Origin of the sequence: Paraburkholderia lebeckiae (genome assembly GCF_050436325.1) — a bacterium.
Lineage (GTDB): Bacteria > Pseudomonadota > Gammaproteobacteria > Burkholderiales > Burkholderiaceae > Paraburkholderia > Paraburkholderia tuberum.
The window spans coordinates 2847621-2861027 of sequence record NZ_JBNDLZ010000003.1 but is presented as its reverse complement, the minus strand read 5'-3'; the positions used below and the strand labels follow the sequence as shown (position 1 = coordinate 2861027).

Sequence of the window (13407 nt, the reverse complement as noted above, 5' to 3'; positions counted from 1 at the left end):
CAGCCGCTTAGCTGATGACCTTAACGAGGTACGAAACCTTGTTGATCATGCCGCGCACAGCCGGCGTGTCCTGCAACTCGCTAACCGAATTGAGTCGGCGCAGACCCAAGCCACGCACCGTTGCACGGTGCGATTCACGGGTGCCGATCAGGCTCTTGACGAGCTGGACCTTGACAGTTTTATCAGACATGGTGTCCACCTTTAGCCCAGAATGTCTTCGACGGACTTGCCACGCTTCGCAGCGATGTCGGCCGGCGTGGACTGCTTGCGCAGGCCGTCGAGCGTCGCACGAACGAGGTTGTACGGGTTCGTCGAACCGTGGCTCTTGGCCACGACGTTCTGCACGCCCATCACGTCGAACACTGCGCGCATCGGGCCCCCAGCGATCACGCCGGTACCGTCCTTCGCCGGAGCGAGGAGAACCGTCGATGCGCCGTGCTTACCGTGCACTTCGTGTTGCAGGGTACCGTTCTTCAGCGGCACCTTGAACATGTTGCGACGAGCCTGCTCCATCGCCTTCTGGACAGCGACCGGCACTTCCTTCGCCTTGCCCTTGCCCATACCGACGCGGCCATCACCGTCGCCAACCACGGTCAGTGCAGCGAAGCCGAGAATACGGCCACCCTTCACGACCTTGGTCACGCGGTTGACCGAGATCATCTTTTCACGAAGGCCGTCGTCGCGTTCGTCAGCCTGAACTTTAGCTTGCATCTTTGCCATGACGAATTCTTCCCTTAGAACTTGAGTCCGGCTTCGCGCGCCGCATCAGCCAGCGCTTTCACGCGACCGTGGTAACGGAAACCCGAACGGTCGAAGGCGACGGATTCGATGCCGGCAGCCTTAGCCTTTTCAGCAATGCGCTTGCCGATCAGGGTCGCAGCAGCAACGTTGCCGCCCTTGCCCGATTGATCGGCCAGTTGCGCACGCACTTCGGCTTCGAGCGTCGACGCGCTGGCGAGCACCTTGGTGCCGCACGGCGAGAACACTTGCGCATAGATGTGCGTGTTCGTGCGATGCACGGCGAGACGTGCGACCTGCAGCTCAGCGAGCTTGATACGCGTCTGACGAGCGCGGCGCAGGCGAGATTGAGTCTTATCCATGATTGCGCACCCTTACTTCTTCTTCGTTTCTTTGAGGATCACAACCTCATCGGCGTAACGCACGCCCTTGCCCTTGTAGGGCTCCGGCGGACGGTAGCCGCGCACTTCTGCAGCGACTTGACCGACTTGTTGCTTGTTGATCCCCTTGATCACGATTTCGGTTTGCGACGGGGTTTCTGCCTTGACGCCAGCCGGCATCTGGTGCACCACCGGGTGCGAGAAACCCAGCGACAGGTTCAGCTTGTCGCCTTGCGCTTGTGCGCGATAACCGACACCAACCAGCGTCAGCTTGCGCTCGAAACCCTTCGTCACGCCGTGCACCATGTTCGCAACAAGCGCGCGCATCGTGCCCGACATCGCATTCGCTTCGCGGCTTTCATCGACCGGCTCGAACTTCAGCGTGCCGCTGTCGTTCACTACCTTCACGAGGCTGTTGGCAGCCTGCGAAATCGTACCCAGCGGACCCTTGACAGTAATGCTGTCGGCGCTCAGGGCCACCTCCGCGCCTTGCAGCGCGATCGGGCTCTTACCTACTCGAGACATGTTTCTCTCCTTTCGGCCTTAAGCGACGTAGCAGATGACTTCGCCGCCAACGCCCGTTGCACGTGCCTTGCGGTCCGTCATCACGCCCTTCGGCGTCGACACGATTGCCACGCCCAGGCCATTCATGACCACGGGGATGTCGTTACGGCCGCGGTACACACGCAGACCAGGCTTCGAGACGCGTTCAATGCGCTCGATGACCGGACGGCCAGCGTAATACTTCAACACGATGTTCAATTCCGACTTCGCACCTTCGGACTTCACTGCGAAATCGTCGATATAACCTTCGTCCTTCAGGACCTGCGCAATCGCAACCTTGACTTTCGACGAGGGCATAGTCACCGAAACCTTCTCGACCATCTGCGCATTGCGGATGCGAGTCAGCATATCGGCGATAGGATCACTCATGCTCATTTATGTTTCTCCTATTACCAGCTCGCCTTGGTCAGGCCAGGGATCTCGCCGCGGAACGCGATTTCGCGAATCTTGTTACGCGCCAGCCCGAATTTACGGAACGTGCCGCGCGGACGACCGGTAATTGCGCAACGGTTGCGCTTACGGGTCGGGTTAGAGTTTCGCGGCAGTTGCTGCAGTTCCAAGCGTGCTGCGTAGTGCTCTTCTTCCGACTTGCTCGCATCGCCAATTATTGCCTTCAATGCTGCACGCTTGGGAGCGTACTTGGCGGCGAGGCGAGCACGCTTCTTTTCACGTTCGATCAGTGCCAGTTTAGCCACGGTAACCTCAGTTTCTGAACGGGAACTTGAAGCTGGCGAGCAGAGCCTTTGCTTCGTCGTCAGTCTTCGCAGTCGTCGTGATGCTGATGTTCAGCCCACGCAGTGCGTCGATCTTGTCGTAGTCGATTTCGGGGAAAATAATCTGCTCTTTCACACCGATGTTGTAGTTGCCGCGACCATCGAACGCCTTGCCCGACACGCCACGGAAGTCGCGCACACGGGGGAGCGCAACCGTCACGAAACGGTCCAGAAATTCGTACATTGCCTGGCCACGCAGCGTGACCATTGCACCGATCGGATAGCCCTGACGGATCTTGAAGCCAGCGATTGCCTTGCGTGCCTTCGTGATCACCGGCTTCTGGCCCGCGATCTTCGTCAGATCGCCAACGGCGTTTTCGATGATCTTCTTGTCAGCGACGGCTTCGCCAAGGCCCATGTTCAGGGTGATCTTGGTGATGCGCGGCACTTCCATCACGGACTTGTAACCGAACTTCTCGATGAGGCCGGGTACAACCTTCTCTTTGTAAAACTCTTGCAAACGAGCCATTTTTTACTCCGCAGCGTCAGGCGCTCAGTACGGCACCGGTCGTCTTCAGGAAACGGACCTTCTTGTCCCCTTCGACTTTGATGCCTACACGCGATGGCTTGCCATTCGCGTCCACCAATGCGACGTTCGAAATTTGCAGCGGCATCGTCTTGGCTTCCACGCCGCCCGTCGCACCCTTCATCGGGTTCGGCTTGACGTGCTTCTTGACGAGATTGATGCCCTCGACAGTCACGGTCTCGCCGTGAACGGCCAGCACTACGCCACGCTTGCCCTTATCTTTGCCGGTGATGACGATAACTTCGTCACCCTTGCGAATCTTGTTCATCGCGACTCCTTACAGCACTTCAGGCGCCAGCGAAACGATCTTCATGAATCGTTCGCTACGCAACTCGCGCGTGACAGGCCCGAAAATACGGGTACCGATCGGTTCGAGCTTGGTGTTGAGCAACACAGCTGCGTTGCCGTCGAACTTGATCAGCGAGCCGTCCTGACGGCGCACGCCCTTGGCGGTGCGAACCACCACGGCGTTGTAGATTTCGCCTTTCTTCACGCGCCCGCGCGGCGTTGCCTCTTTGACAGTCACCTTGATGATGTCGCCAATGCTGGCATAACGACGCTTCGAGCCGCCGAGCACCTTGATGCACATGACTTCACGTGCACCCGTGTTGTCGGCCACTTCAAGCCGAGTTTCGGTCTGGATCATGGTTTATCTTTCCCAACTTAATCCGGTCACACCACCATGGCGCTTCCCGGTCAGTCTTGGTCCCGTCAGCCGATCGGCTGCTTGGGTTAGAACAGCAGCGACGGCAAACGAAACCCGCCATCGCAATCCGGTGAATCCTTCGGTCTAGGCTGGCGCCCGAACCGCTTCCCCCACCAACTTCGCCCGCGACGGGGCTCCCATAAAGAGGGAAGACCGAAATTATATCAAATAACCTCGGTCTTGCAAGCGAAACTTACTGCGATTTCAACTACTTCTAAAGCTTGGCGACATTAGATGACGCGAGCAGCCTCGACTAGGCGAGCCACAACCCAAGCCTTCGTCTTCGAAATCGGACGAGTTTCCTGGATTTCAACGAGGTCGCCCTCGTTGTACGTGTTCGCGTCGTCATGCGCGTGGTACTTCTTCGACCGCACGACGTACTTGCCGTAGATCGGGTGCTTCACGCGGTGCTCGACCAGCACGGTAACCGTCTTGTCCATCTTGTTGCTGACGACCTTGCCGACCAGCGTCCGCTTGAGCGAGGTTTTTACGCTATCGTTCATTTCTGGTTCGCCTTCTCAGTCAGGACGGTCCGCACACGTGCGATGTCGCGACGGACCTTCTTCAGCTGGCTCGTGTTCGTGAGCTGCTGGGTCGCGAGTTGCATGCGCAGGCCGAATTGCGCCTTTAACAGGTCCGACAGCTCCTTGTTGAGCGCGGCCTGATCTTTCTGGTGAAGTTCGGAAGCCTTCATCATTTGCTCCTTAGGCGCCGAGCTGACGCACGATAAACGTCGTCTTCAGCGGCAGCTTCGCTGCAGCCAGACGGAACGCTTCGCGCGCCAGTTCTTCGGTTACGCCGTCCATTTCGTACAGCATCTTGCCCGGTTGAATCTCAGCGACGTAGTACTCCGGGTTACCCTTACCGTTACCCATACGCACTTCCGCCGGCTTGGTCGAGATCGGCTTGTCCGGGAAGATCCGGATCCAGATGCGGCCACCGCGCTTGATGTGACGCGTCATTGCGCGACGCGCCGCTTCAATCTGGCGCGCGGTCAGACGGCCACGACCGACAGCCTTCAGGCCGAACTCACCGAACGACACCGCGTTGCCGCGGGTAGCAACGCCCGTGTTACGACCTTTCTGCTCTTTGCGATACTTTCTGCGTTTCGGTTGCAGCATCGTTATTCTCCAGTCTTCCCGTCGCCGCCGGCACCGCCAGCACGACGAGGAGCGCCACGGCGTGCACCTGCCGGGCCACCACCTTCACCATCACGACGCGGACGGCGATCGCCACCCGGACGCGCGTTGCGGCGCGGACGCTTTTCTTCGGCGACTTCTTCGACCACCGGCGCGTCGTTGCGGCCGAGCGTGTCGCCCTTGTAGACCCACACCTTCACGCCGATGATGCCGTACGTCGTCTTTGCTTCCGACGTTGCGTAGTCGATATCCGCACGCAGCGTATGAAGCGGCACGCGACCTTCGCGATACCATTCCGTACGGGCGATTTCGATACCGTTCAGGCGGCCAGCGCTCATGATCTTGATGCCTTGAGCACCCAGACGCATCGCGTTCTGCATCGCACGCTTCATCGCGCGGCGGAACATGATCCGGCGCTCGAGCTGTTGCGTAATCGAATCAGCGATCAGTTGCGCGTCCGTTTCCGGCTTGCGGATTTCTTCGATGTTGACGTGAACCGGAACGCCCATGCGCTTTTGCAGCTCGGACTTCAGCAGTTCGATGTCTTCACCCTTCTTACCGATCACGACACCCGGACGCGAGCTGAAAATCGTGATGCGGGCGTTCTTTGCAGGACGCTCGATCACAACGCGACCGACGGACGCGTTCTTCAGCTTCTTCTTCAGGTATTCACGAACACCGATGTCTTCCTGCAACATCGCCGCGAAATTGTTGTTGTTCGCGTACCAACGCGACGCCCAATTGCGGCTGACGGCCAAACGAAAGCCAGTCGGATGAATTTTCTGTCCCATCGTATGACCCCTTAATTCCCGACCGTCACAGTGATGTGACAGGATTGCTTCTCGATGCGGTTACCGCGGCCTTTAGCGCGCGCGGTGAAACGCTTCAGCGATGCTGCCTTGTCGATGTAGATGCTCTTGATCTTGAGCTCGTCGATATCGGCACCTTCGTTGTGCTCCGCATTCGCGATCGCCGACAGCACGACCTTCTTCACGATTCCCGCAGCCTTCTTCGGCGAGAACGTCAGAACGTTCAGCGCCTTGTCGACCGGCAAACCGCGGATCTGGTCAGCCACAAGGCGCGTTTTCTGCGCCGAGATGCGGGCACCGCGATGAATTGCTTTCACTTCCATCTTGATACCCCTTATTTCTTGGCCTTCTTGTCGGCCGCGTGACCCTTGAACGTACGGGTCAGTGCGAACTCGCCAAGCTTGTGGCCGACCATGTTTTCCGTGACATACACCGGAACGTGTTGACGGCCGTTGTGAACGGCGATCGTCAGACCGATGAAGTCCGGCAGGATCGTCGAGCGACGCGACCAAGTCTTAATCGGTTTCTTATCACGCGATGCCGCAGCCGCCTCAACCTTCTTCAGCAAATGGGCGTCGCAGAACGGACCTTTCTTAATAGAACGTGCCATTGCCTACTCCTTAACGCTTGTGACGGCGCTGGACGATCATGCTCGTCGTGCGCTTGTTGCTGCGGGTGCGATAGCCCTTCGTCGGCGTGCCCCACGGGCTCACCGGATCGCGGCCTGCCGCAGTCTTGCCTTCGCCACCACCGTGCGGGTGGTCGACCGGGTTCATTGCAACGCCACGCACCGTCGGGCGGATACCGCGCCAGCGGTTCGCACCAGCCTTACCGATTTGACGGAGGCTATGCTCTTCGTTGCCTACTTCACCGATCGTTGCGCGGCATTCAACGTGAACGCGGCGGATTTCGCCCGAACGCAGACGGACCTGCGCGTAGATGCCTTCGCGAGCCAGCAGCATCGCCGACGTACCTGCGGAACGCGCCATTTGCGCGCCCTTGCCCGGCAGCATTTCGATGCAGTGAATCGTCGTACCGACCGGGATGTTGCGGATCGGCAGCGTGTTACCTGCGCGGATCGGCGCCTCCGAACCCGACATCAGCTGTTGACCGACGGTGATACCCTTCGGAGCGATGATGTAGCGGCGCTCGCCGTCTGCGTACAGAACCAGCGCGATGTTCGCGCTACGGTTCGGGTCGTACTCGAGACGCTCGACCTTTGCGGGAATACCATCCTTCGTGCGACGGAAGTCGACGACACGATAGTGATGCTTGTGACCACCACCCTTGTGACGCGTGGTGATGTGACCGTTGTTATTACGGCCGGCGGTCGACGACTGCGTGTCGAGCAGCGCTGCGAACGGCTTGCCCTTATGCAGTTCCTTGTTGACCACCTTGACCATCGCGCGGCGGCCCGGCGAAGTCGGCTTAACTTTCACGATTGCCATGATTACTTGGCCTCCGCTTCAAAGTTGATTTCCTGGCCGGGCTTCAGGCAGACGTACGCCTTCTTCACGTCCTTGCGCTTGCCCATGAAGCGGCCAAAGCGCTTGGCTTTGCCCTTCGCGACCAGCACATTGACGGAATCAACTTCCACCTTGAACAGCAGCTCGACTGCAGCCTTCACTTCCTGCTTCGTGGCATCCGGCGCGACTTCGAACACAACTTGCTCGTTCTTGTCGGCAACCAGCGTCGCCTTTTCGGAGACCACCGGCGCGAGCAGGACCTGCATCAAACGATGATCGTTCTTGCGAATCTCGCTCATGACAGCAACTCCTCGATCTGGGCGACCGCAGCCTTCGTGATCAGGATCTTTTTGAAGTAGATCAGCGACAGCGGGTCGGCGTAACGCGGCTCGACAACCGCCACGTGGGCGAGGTTGCGCGACGCGAGGTACAGGTTTTCGTCAACCGTGTCGGTAATCACCAGCACGGAGTCGAGACCCATCGCCTTGAATTTTTCGGCCAGCAGCTTCGTCTTCGGCGCTTCGAGCGTCAGCTCGTCGACGACCGAGATGCGGCCTTCGCGGGCCAGCTGCGAGAAGATCGAGCACAGACCTGCGCGATGCATCTTCTTGTTGACCTTGTGCGAAAAGTTTTCTTCCGGCGAATTCGGGAAGATACGGCCACCGCCGCGCCACAGCGGGCTCGACGACATACCGGCACGGGCGCGACCCGTACCCTTCTGGCGCCACGGCTTCTTGGTCGTGTGCTTGACCTGCTCACGATCCTTCTGCGCGCGGTTGCCGCTACGGGCATTCGCCTGGTACGCCACCACCACCTGGTGAATCAGGGCTTCGTTGTAATCGCGGCCGAACACGACGTCCGACGCGCTAACGCCCGCACCTTCCTGACCATTGGCATTCAGGAGCTTAAGTTCCATTATTTCGCTCCTTTCACGGCACGTGTCTTCACGGCCGGCGTAACGAATACCTTGCCACCCTTCGCACCCGGAACGGCGCCCTTGACCAGCAGCAGCTTGCGGTCAGCGTCGATACGAGCGATTTCGAGGTTTTGCACCGTTACCTTCTCGTCACCCATGTGACCGGTCATGCGCTTACCCGGGAAAACACGGCCCGGATCCTGCGCCATACCGATCGAGCCCGGCACGTTGTGCGAGCGCGAGTTACCGTGCGACGCACGGCCCGACGAGAAGTTGTAACGCTTGATGGTACCGGCGTAGCCCTTACCGATCGACACGCCTTGCACGTCGACCTTCTGGCCCACTTCGAACAGCTCGGGACCAACCACGGTGCCGCTCGACAACTCGGCAGCCTTAGCGGCATCGATCTGGAATTCTTTGAGGATTTCACCGGCCTGAACGCCGGCTTTGGCGAGATGACCTGCCAACGGCTTCGTCACGCGCGATGCGCGGCGTGTACCGAAGGCAACCTGCACGGCCGTGTAGCCGTCGGTTTCAACAGTCTTGATCTGCGTCACGCGGTTGTCGGACACGTCCAGCACGGTGACGGGAATCGAATCCCCTTCAGCCGTGAAGATACGGGTCATGCCAACCTTGCGACCTACGAGTCCAAGGCTCATCGTTTTCTCCATTCCCGACTGCGATTGGTCGGGGCTAATTTACAAAATGCCGGCGCTGTTTCGGGCATGAAACCATGCTGCAGCACGCCGACTTTTTTGCGCAAATGCGCGAAAAGCCCATTATTGTAGCGAGTCTTTTCGTTTTTCGCAAGCAATCAATGACTTAGCGCTGCCCGGCTTGCCGGACCAAGGGTGAAGCCTTACTGCAGCTTGATTTCAACGTCCACGCCAGCCGGCAAATCCAGCTTCATCAGCGCGTCGACAGTCTTGTCCGTCGGGTCGACGATGTCCATCAGACGCTGGTGCGTGCGGATCTCAAGCTGGTCACGCGACGTCTTGTTGACGTGCGGCGAACGCAGGATGTCGAAGCGTTGAATGCGGGTCGGCAGGGGCACTGGACCACGAACGATTGCGCCAGTCCGCTTTGCCGTATCGACGATTTCAGCTGCCGATTGGTCGATCAGGCGATAGTCGAAAGCCTTCAGGCGAATGCGGATTTTCTGGTTCTGCATGACAAATTCCTTAAAAAGAGCGAGGCGATATTGCACCGCCGATTAGAAAAAGAACGTAGGCTCGGACGCTCGCGCAGAGCGAGTGCCCGAGCCCGGGCGCTACAGACTGCTACAGCAATGCGCGATTTTACTCGATGATCTTGGCGACGACACCAGCGCCGACCGTACGGCCACCTTCGCGAATTGCGAAGCGCAGACCTTCTTCCATCGCGATCGGATTGATCAGTTTCACCGTAATCGACACGTTGTCGCCCGGCATCACCATTTCCTTGTCCTTCGGCAGTTCGATCGAGCCCGTCACATCCGTCGTACGGAAGTAGAACTGCGGACGGTAGTTGTTGAAGAACGGCGTGTGACGGCCGCCTTCGTCCTTGCTCAGCACGTACACTTCAGCCGTGAAGTGCGTGTGCGGGTTGATCGAACCCGGCTTGGCCAGAACCTGACCACGCTCCACGTCTTCACGCTTCGTGCCGCGCAGCAGGATACCGACGTTGTCGCCTGCCTGACCTTGGTCGAGCAGCTTGCGGAACATTTCCACGCCCGTGCAGGTCGTCTTGGCCGTTGCGCGGATACCGACGATCTCGATTTCCTCGCCGACCTTGACCACGCCACGCTCGACGCGCCCCGTCACCACCGTGCCACGACCCGAGATCGAGAACACGTCTTCCACCGGCATCAGGAACGCACCGTCAACCGCGCGCTCCGGCGTCGGGATGTACGTGTCCAGCGCATCGGCCAGGTTCATGATCGCCACTTCGCCCAGTTCGCCCTTGTCGCCTTCCAGCGCCAGCTTGGCCGAACCCTTGATGATCGGCGTGTCGTCGCCCGGGAAGTCGTACTTCGACAGAAGTTCGCGAACTTCCATTTCGACGAGTTCCAGCAGCTCGGCGTCGTCCACCATGTCGCACTTGTTCAGGAACACGATGATGTACGGAACGCCAACCTGACGCGCCAGCAGGATGTGCTCACGCGTTTGCGGCATCGGACCGTCAGCGGCCGAGCACACCAGGATTGCGCCGTCCATCTGCGCCGCGCCCGTGATCATGTTCTTCACGTAGTCAGCGTGGCCCGGGCAGTCGACGTGGGCATAGTGGCGGTTAGCCGTTTCGTACTCGACGTGCGCGGTGTTAATGGTAATACCACGCGCCTTTTCTTCCGGCGCCGCGTCGATCTGGTCGTACGCCTTCGCTTCGCCGCCAAACTTCTGCGTCAGAACCGTCGTGATCGCTGCCGTCAGCGTGGTCTTGCCGTGGTCAACGTGACCGATCGTGCCCACGTTCACGTGCGGCTTGGTCCGTTCGAATTTACCTTTAGCCATGTTTCTCTTCTTTCAGAAAGTTAATCGTTGAATGACTTTGCCGCGCGATTACTTCGACTTCGCGTTGATGATCGCTTCCGACACGTTACGCGGAGCTTCAGCGTAGTGCTTGAACTCCATCGTGTACGTTGCGCGACCCTGCGTCAGCGAACGCAGCGACGTCGAGTAGCCGAACATTTCCGACAGCGGCACTTCGGCGCGAACGATCTTGCCGCCGCCAACCATGTCATCCATGCCCTGAACAATACCGCGACGGCCAGAGAGGTCGCCCATCACGTTGCCCATGTAGTCTTCCGGCGTTTCGACTTCGACAGCCATCATCGGTTCGAGGATGACCGGCTGTGCCTTGCGCATAGCTTCCTTGAACGCCATCGAACCGGCCATGCGAAACGCATTTTCGTTCGAGTCGACGTCGTGGTAGGAACCGAACGTCAGGTGAACCTTCACGTCCACGACCGGGAACCCCGCCAGCACGCCGGCCTTCAGCGTTTCCTGGATACCCTTGTCGACTGCCGGGATGTATTCACGCGGAATCACACCGCCCTTGATCTCGTCCAGGAACTCGTAGCCCTTGCCTTGCTCGTTCGGCTCGAGCGTGATGACCGCATGACCGTACTGGCCGCGACCACCCGACTGCTTGACGAACTTGCCGTCAACGTCTTCCGCCTTGCCGCGAATCGTTTCGCGGTAAGCCACCTGCGGCTTGCCAACCGTTGCTTCGACGCCGAACTCACGTTTCATCCGGTCGACCAGAATTTCCAAGTGGAGCTCGCCCATGCCCGAAATAATGGTTTGACCCGATTCTTCGTCCGTTTGAACGCGGAACGACGGATCTTCCTGCGCCAGACGGTTCAGAGCCAGACCCATCTTTTCCTGGTCCGGCTTCGTCTTCGGTTCAACAGCCTGCGAAATCACGGGTTCCGGGAAAACCATGCGCTCGAGCACGATCGGGCTCGTCGGATCGCACAGCGTGTCGCCCGTGGTCGCGTCCTTCAGGCCCACCGCAGCAGCGATGTCGCCTGCGCGCACTTCCTTGATTTCTTCGCGCTGGTTCGCGTGCATCTGCAGAATACGGCCCAGACGTTCCTTCTTGTCCTTCGTCGCGTTCAGCAGGGTGTCGCCCGAATTCACAACACCAGAGTACACCCGAAAGAAGATCAGTTGGCCGACGAACGGGTCGGTCATGATCTTGAATGCCAGTGCCGAGAACTTTTCGTCGTCAGCAGCGCGGCGCTCACCCTTTTCACCGTTTTCCAACTCGCCGGTAACCGGCGGGATGTCGATCGGCGACGGCAGGAAGTCGAGCACGGCGTCCAGCATGCGCTGCACACCCTTGTTCTTGAACGCGGTGCCGCACAGCATCGGCTGGATTTCGCAAGCGATCGTTCGGTCGCGCAGACCCTTGATGATTTCCTCTTCGGTCAGCTTACCCGACTCGAGGTACTTGTTCATCATGTCCTCGTTCGCTTCAGCCGCGGCTTCGATCATCTTTTCACGCCATTCGTTGCACGTGTCGACGAGGTCTGCCGGGATGTCTTCGTACGAGAACTTGGTGCCTTGGGACGCGTCGTCCCAAATGATCGCCTTCATCTTCATCAGATCGACGACGCCCGTGAAGTTCTCTTCCGCGCCGATAGGCACGACGACCGGAACCGGGTTCGCCTTCAGACGCAGCTTGAGCTGGTCGTAGACTTTGAAGAAGTTCGCGCCGGTACGGTCCATCTTGTTGATGAACGCGAGACGGGGAACCTTGTACTTGTTAGCCTGACGCCATACGGTTTCCGATTGGGGCTGCACGCCGCCCACAGCGCAGTACACCATGCACGCGCCGTCGAGCACACGCATCGAGCGCTCGACTTCAATCGTGAAGTCGACGTGACCCGGGGTGTCGATGATGTTGATGCGGTGTTCGGCGCGGTCGCCTGCCATGCCTTTCCAGAATGCCGTGGTAGCAGCGGAAGTAATCGTGATGCCGCGCTCCTGTTCCTGCTCCATCCAGTCCATGGTGGCAGCGCCGTCGTGAACTTCACCAATCTTGTGGTTCACGCCCGTGTAGAACAGAATGCGCTCGGTCGTCGTCGTTTTGCCGGCGTCGATGTGAGCGCTAATACCGATGTTACGGTAGCGCTCGATAGGAGTCTTGCGAGCCACTTTGATCCTCTATTGGGATGACGCGATGCGAGAGATACCCATCGCGCTGTAACACAAACGGGCGAGGCGCCTTTGAAGCGCACCCGCCCGGAATTTCTTTCCGTTTTTCCGCTAAACCCGGAGTCGGGAAGCTTAGAAACGGAAGTGCGAGAACGCCTTGTTGGCTTCTGCCATCCGGTGAACTTCGTCGCGCTTCTTCATCGCGCCCCCACGGCCTTCGGCCGCTTCGGAGAGTTCACCTGCCAGACGCAGGGCCATCGACTTCTCGCTGCGCTTCTTCGCGGCTTCACGCAGCCAACGCATCGCCAATGCCATACGACGCGACGGGCGCACTTCGACCGGAACCTGATAGTTCGCACCACCAACGCGGCGGCTCTTCACTTCGACCACCGGCTTGACGTTGTTGAGCGCCACCGTGAACACTTCCAGCGGGTCCTTGCCACCCTTGGTCTGGATCTGTTCGAAAGCGCCGTACACGATACGCTCGGCAACTGACTTCTTGCCGGAGAGCATCAGCACGTTCATGAATTTTGCTACATCAACGTTGCCAAACTTCGGATCCGGCAACACTTCCCGCTTGGGGACTTCGCGACGACGCGGCATGTTTCTTCCTTTATCTTTTCAGTTGGAGCTGTTTACAGCCCCGCGGCCACCAACTAACCCGATTCATCCGTAAGACTAACCAGCCTGGTCGGGTGACCACTTACTCGATAGCACCGGCGATTCCGGCACCATCGCTATTACCGCCTT

23 protein-coding genes are annotated in these 13407 nt (G+C 59.0%); all 23 read right to left on the bottom strand.

All coding sequences use genetic code 11. The features are described from left to right. Window positions 1-7 precede the first annotated feature (7 nt). Window positions 8-190, bottom strand: coding sequence for a 50S ribosomal protein L30 (gene rpmD / locus OKW44_RS31100; protein ID WP_008923335.1), 183 nt, complete (start codon window positions 188-190; stop codon window positions 8-10). Window positions 191-201: 11 nt separating this feature from the next. Beyond that, a complete protein-coding gene (gene rpsE / locus OKW44_RS31095) occupies window positions 202-720 on the bottom strand; it encodes a 30S ribosomal protein S5 (protein WP_007730604.1) in 519 nt (172 codons plus the stop codon). 14 nt (window positions 721-734) lie between these two features. Then, window positions 735-1100 carry a 50S ribosomal protein L18 gene (gene rplR / locus OKW44_RS31090; RefSeq protein WP_018420155.1) on the bottom strand — a complete coding sequence of 122 codons (366 nt, stop codon included), beginning with the start codon at window positions 1098-1100 and terminating at the stop codon, window positions 735-737. Window positions 1101-1112: 12 nt separating this feature from the next. After that, window positions 1113-1643, bottom strand: a complete 531-nt coding sequence (rplF, locus tag OKW44_RS31085; protein ID WP_018420154.1) for a 50S ribosomal protein L6 — start codon at window positions 1641-1643, stop codon at window positions 1113-1115. 18 nt (window positions 1644-1661) lie between these two features. Continuing rightward, window positions 1662-2057 carry a 30S ribosomal protein S8 gene (gene rpsH, locus OKW44_RS31080; RefSeq protein ID WP_006052216.1) on the bottom strand — a complete coding sequence of 132 codons (396 nt, stop codon included), beginning with the start codon at window positions 2055-2057 and terminating at the stop codon, window positions 1662-1664. A gap of 14 nt (window positions 2058-2071) precedes the next feature. Next, complete coding sequence (gene rpsN / locus OKW44_RS31075; RefSeq protein WP_018420153.1) at window positions 2072-2377, bottom strand: 30S ribosomal protein S14; 306 nt, start codon at window positions 2375-2377, stop codon at window positions 2072-2074. A gap of 7 nt (window positions 2378-2384) precedes the next feature. Beyond that, window positions 2385-2924: a 50S ribosomal protein L5 gene (gene rplE, locus OKW44_RS31070; protein WP_008923339.1), complete on the bottom strand. Its 540-nt coding sequence runs from the start codon at window positions 2922-2924 to the stop codon at window positions 2385-2387. Window positions 2925-2940: 16 nt separating this feature from the next. Continuing rightward, window positions 2941-3249 (bottom strand): 50S ribosomal protein L24, encoded by a 309-nt coding sequence (gene rplX, locus OKW44_RS31065; protein WP_018420152.1) that lies wholly within the window; start codon window positions 3247-3249, stop codon window positions 2941-2943. 9 nt (window positions 3250-3258) lie between these two features. Further along, window positions 3259-3627: a 50S ribosomal protein L14 gene (rplN, locus tag OKW44_RS31060; RefSeq protein WP_006998478.1), complete on the bottom strand. Its 369-nt coding sequence runs from the start codon at window positions 3625-3627 to the stop codon at window positions 3259-3261. Window positions 3628-3917: 290 nt separating this feature from the next. Next, the gene (gene rpsQ / locus OKW44_RS31055; RefSeq protein ID WP_007180129.1) at window positions 3918-4190 is read right to left on the bottom strand and encodes a 30S ribosomal protein S17; all 273 of its coding nucleotides are present in this window, start codon (window positions 4188-4190) and stop codon (window positions 3918-3920) included. Then, on the bottom strand, window positions 4187-4381 hold the full coding sequence (rpmC, locus tag OKW44_RS31050) for a 50S ribosomal protein L29 (RefSeq protein ID WP_007180130.1): 195 nt from the start codon (window positions 4379-4381) through the stop codon (window positions 4187-4189). Before rpmC ends, rpsQ begins: the two co-directional genes overlap by 4 nt. A 10-nt stretch (window positions 4382-4391) precedes the next feature. Beyond that, window positions 4392-4808 (bottom strand): 50S ribosomal protein L16, encoded by a 417-nt coding sequence (gene rplP / locus OKW44_RS31045; protein ID WP_008923342.1) that lies wholly within the window; start codon window positions 4806-4808, stop codon window positions 4392-4394. A 2-nt stretch (window positions 4809-4810) separates the two neighbouring features. After that, window positions 4811-5617, bottom strand: a complete 807-nt coding sequence (rpsC, locus tag OKW44_RS31040) for a 30S ribosomal protein S3 (protein ID WP_012434570.1) — start codon at window positions 5615-5617, stop codon at window positions 4811-4813. An 11-nt stretch (window positions 5618-5628) separates the two neighbouring features. Further along, the gene (gene rplV / locus OKW44_RS31035) at window positions 5629-5958 is read right to left on the bottom strand and encodes a 50S ribosomal protein L22 (protein ID WP_018420150.1); all 330 of its coding nucleotides are present in this window, start codon (window positions 5956-5958) and stop codon (window positions 5629-5631) included. Between the two features lie 11 nt (window positions 5959-5969). Continuing rightward, the gene (gene rpsS, locus OKW44_RS31030) at window positions 5970-6245 is read right to left on the bottom strand and encodes a 30S ribosomal protein S19 (RefSeq protein WP_006998484.1); all 276 of its coding nucleotides are present in this window, start codon (window positions 6243-6245) and stop codon (window positions 5970-5972) included. Between the two features lie 10 nt (window positions 6246-6255). Then, on the bottom strand, window positions 6256-7083 hold the full coding sequence (gene rplB, locus OKW44_RS31025; protein WP_018420149.1) for a 50S ribosomal protein L2: 828 nt from the start codon (window positions 7081-7083) through the stop codon (window positions 6256-6258). A 2-nt stretch (window positions 7084-7085) separates the two neighbouring features. After that, window positions 7086-7400: a 50S ribosomal protein L23 gene (rplW, locus tag OKW44_RS31020; protein ID WP_008923345.1), complete on the bottom strand. Its 315-nt coding sequence runs from the start codon at window positions 7398-7400 to the stop codon at window positions 7086-7088. Continuing rightward, on the bottom strand, window positions 7397-8017 hold the full coding sequence (gene rplD / locus OKW44_RS31015) for a 50S ribosomal protein L4 (RefSeq protein WP_007180136.1): 621 nt from the start codon (window positions 8015-8017) through the stop codon (window positions 7397-7399). The genes rplW and rplD overlap by 4 nt, the downstream gene beginning before the upstream one ends. Continuing rightward, the gene (gene rplC, locus OKW44_RS31010; RefSeq protein WP_026225726.1) at window positions 8017-8676 is read right to left on the bottom strand and encodes a 50S ribosomal protein L3; all 660 of its coding nucleotides are present in this window, start codon (window positions 8674-8676) and stop codon (window positions 8017-8019) included. Before rplC ends, rplD begins: the two co-directional genes overlap by 1 nt. Window positions 8677-8876: 200 nt before the next feature. Continuing rightward, the gene (rpsJ, locus tag OKW44_RS31005; RefSeq protein ID WP_006998489.1) at window positions 8877-9188 is read right to left on the bottom strand and encodes a 30S ribosomal protein S10; all 312 of its coding nucleotides are present in this window, start codon (window positions 9186-9188) and stop codon (window positions 8877-8879) included. A gap of 127 nt (window positions 9189-9315) precedes the next feature. Further along, window positions 9316-10506 carry an elongation factor Tu gene (gene tuf / locus OKW44_RS31000; protein WP_018420138.1) on the bottom strand — a complete coding sequence of 397 codons (1191 nt, stop codon included), beginning with the start codon at window positions 10504-10506 and terminating at the stop codon, window positions 9316-9318. A gap of 48 nt (window positions 10507-10554) precedes the next feature. Beyond that, the gene (gene fusA / locus OKW44_RS30995; RefSeq protein ID WP_018420147.1) at window positions 10555-12657 is read right to left on the bottom strand and encodes an elongation factor G; all 2103 of its coding nucleotides are present in this window, start codon (window positions 12655-12657) and stop codon (window positions 10555-10557) included. A gap of 132 nt (window positions 12658-12789) precedes the next feature. After that, on the bottom strand, window positions 12790-13260 hold the full coding sequence (rpsG, locus tag OKW44_RS30990; RefSeq protein ID WP_006053291.1) for a 30S ribosomal protein S7: 471 nt from the start codon (window positions 13258-13260) through the stop codon (window positions 12790-12792). Between the last annotated feature and the right edge of the window lie 147 nt (window positions 13261-13407).

Coding starts and splice junctions, on each gene's coding strand:
- tuf (WP_018420138.1), bottom strand. CDS start 10,506: ATGGCTAAAGGTAAATTCGAACGGACCAAGCCGCACGTGAACGTGGGC.
- rplE (WP_008923339.1), bottom strand. CDS start 2,924: ATGGCTCGTTTGCAAGAGTTTTACAAAGAGAAGGTTGTACCCGGCCTC.
- rplF (WP_018420154.1), bottom strand. CDS start 1,643: ATGTCTCGAGTAGGTAAGAGCCCGATCGCGCTGCAAGGCGCGGAGGTG.
- rplP (WP_008923342.1), bottom strand. CDS start 4,808: ATGCTGCAACCGAAACGCAGAAAGTATCGCAAAGAGCAGAAAGGTCGT.
- rplC (WP_026225726.1), bottom strand. CDS start 8,676: ATGAGCCTTGGACTCGTAGGTCGCAAGGTTGGCATGACCCGTATCTTC.
- rplD (WP_007180136.1), bottom strand. CDS start 8,017: ATGGAACTTAAGCTCCTGAATGCCAATGGTCAGGAAGGTGCGGGCGTT.
- rpsH (WP_006052216.1), bottom strand. CDS start 2,057: ATGAGCATGAGTGATCCTATCGCCGATATGCTGACTCGCATCCGCAAT.
- rpsQ (WP_007180129.1), bottom strand. CDS start 4,190: ATGAACGATAGCGTAAAAACCTCGCTCAAGCGGACGCTGGTCGGCAAG.
- rpsS (WP_006998484.1), bottom strand. CDS start 6,245: ATGGCACGTTCTATTAAGAAAGGTCCGTTCTGCGACGCCCATTTGCTG.
- rplR (WP_018420155.1), bottom strand. CDS start 1,100: ATGGATAAGACTCAATCTCGCCTGCGCCGCGCTCGTCAGACGCGTATC.
- rplB (WP_018420149.1), bottom strand. CDS start 7,083: ATGGCAATCGTGAAAGTTAAGCCGACTTCGCCGGGCCGCCGCGCGATG.
- rpsJ (WP_006998489.1), bottom strand. CDS start 9,188: ATGCAGAACCAGAAAATCCGCATTCGCCTGAAGGCTTTCGACTATCGC.
- rplW (WP_008923345.1), bottom strand. CDS start 7,400: ATGAGCGAGATTCGCAAGAACGATCATCGTTTGATGCAGGTCCTGCTC.
- rplX (WP_018420152.1), bottom strand. CDS start 3,249: ATGAACAAGATTCGCAAGGGTGACGAAGTTATCGTCATCACCGGCAAA.
- rpsE (WP_007730604.1), bottom strand. CDS start 720: ATGGCAAAGATGCAAGCTAAAGTTCAGGCTGACGAACGCGACGACGGC.
- rpsG (WP_006053291.1), bottom strand. CDS start 13,260: ATGCCGCGTCGTCGCGAAGTCCCCAAGCGGGAAGTGTTGCCGGATCCG.
- rpmD (WP_008923335.1), bottom strand. CDS start 190: ATGTCTGATAAAACTGTCAAGGTCCAGCTCGTCAAGAGCCTGATCGGC.
- rpsC (WP_012434570.1), bottom strand. CDS start 5,617: ATGGGACAGAAAATTCATCCGACTGGCTTTCGTTTGGCCGTCAGCCGC.
- rplN (WP_006998478.1), bottom strand. CDS start 3,627: ATGATCCAGACCGAAACTCGGCTTGAAGTGGCCGACAACACGGGTGCA.
- rpmC (WP_007180130.1), bottom strand. CDS start 4,381: ATGAAGGCTTCCGAACTTCACCAGAAAGATCAGGCCGCGCTCAACAAG.
- rplV (WP_018420150.1), bottom strand. CDS start 5,958: ATGGAAGTGAAAGCAATTCATCGCGGTGCCCGCATCTCGGCGCAGAAA.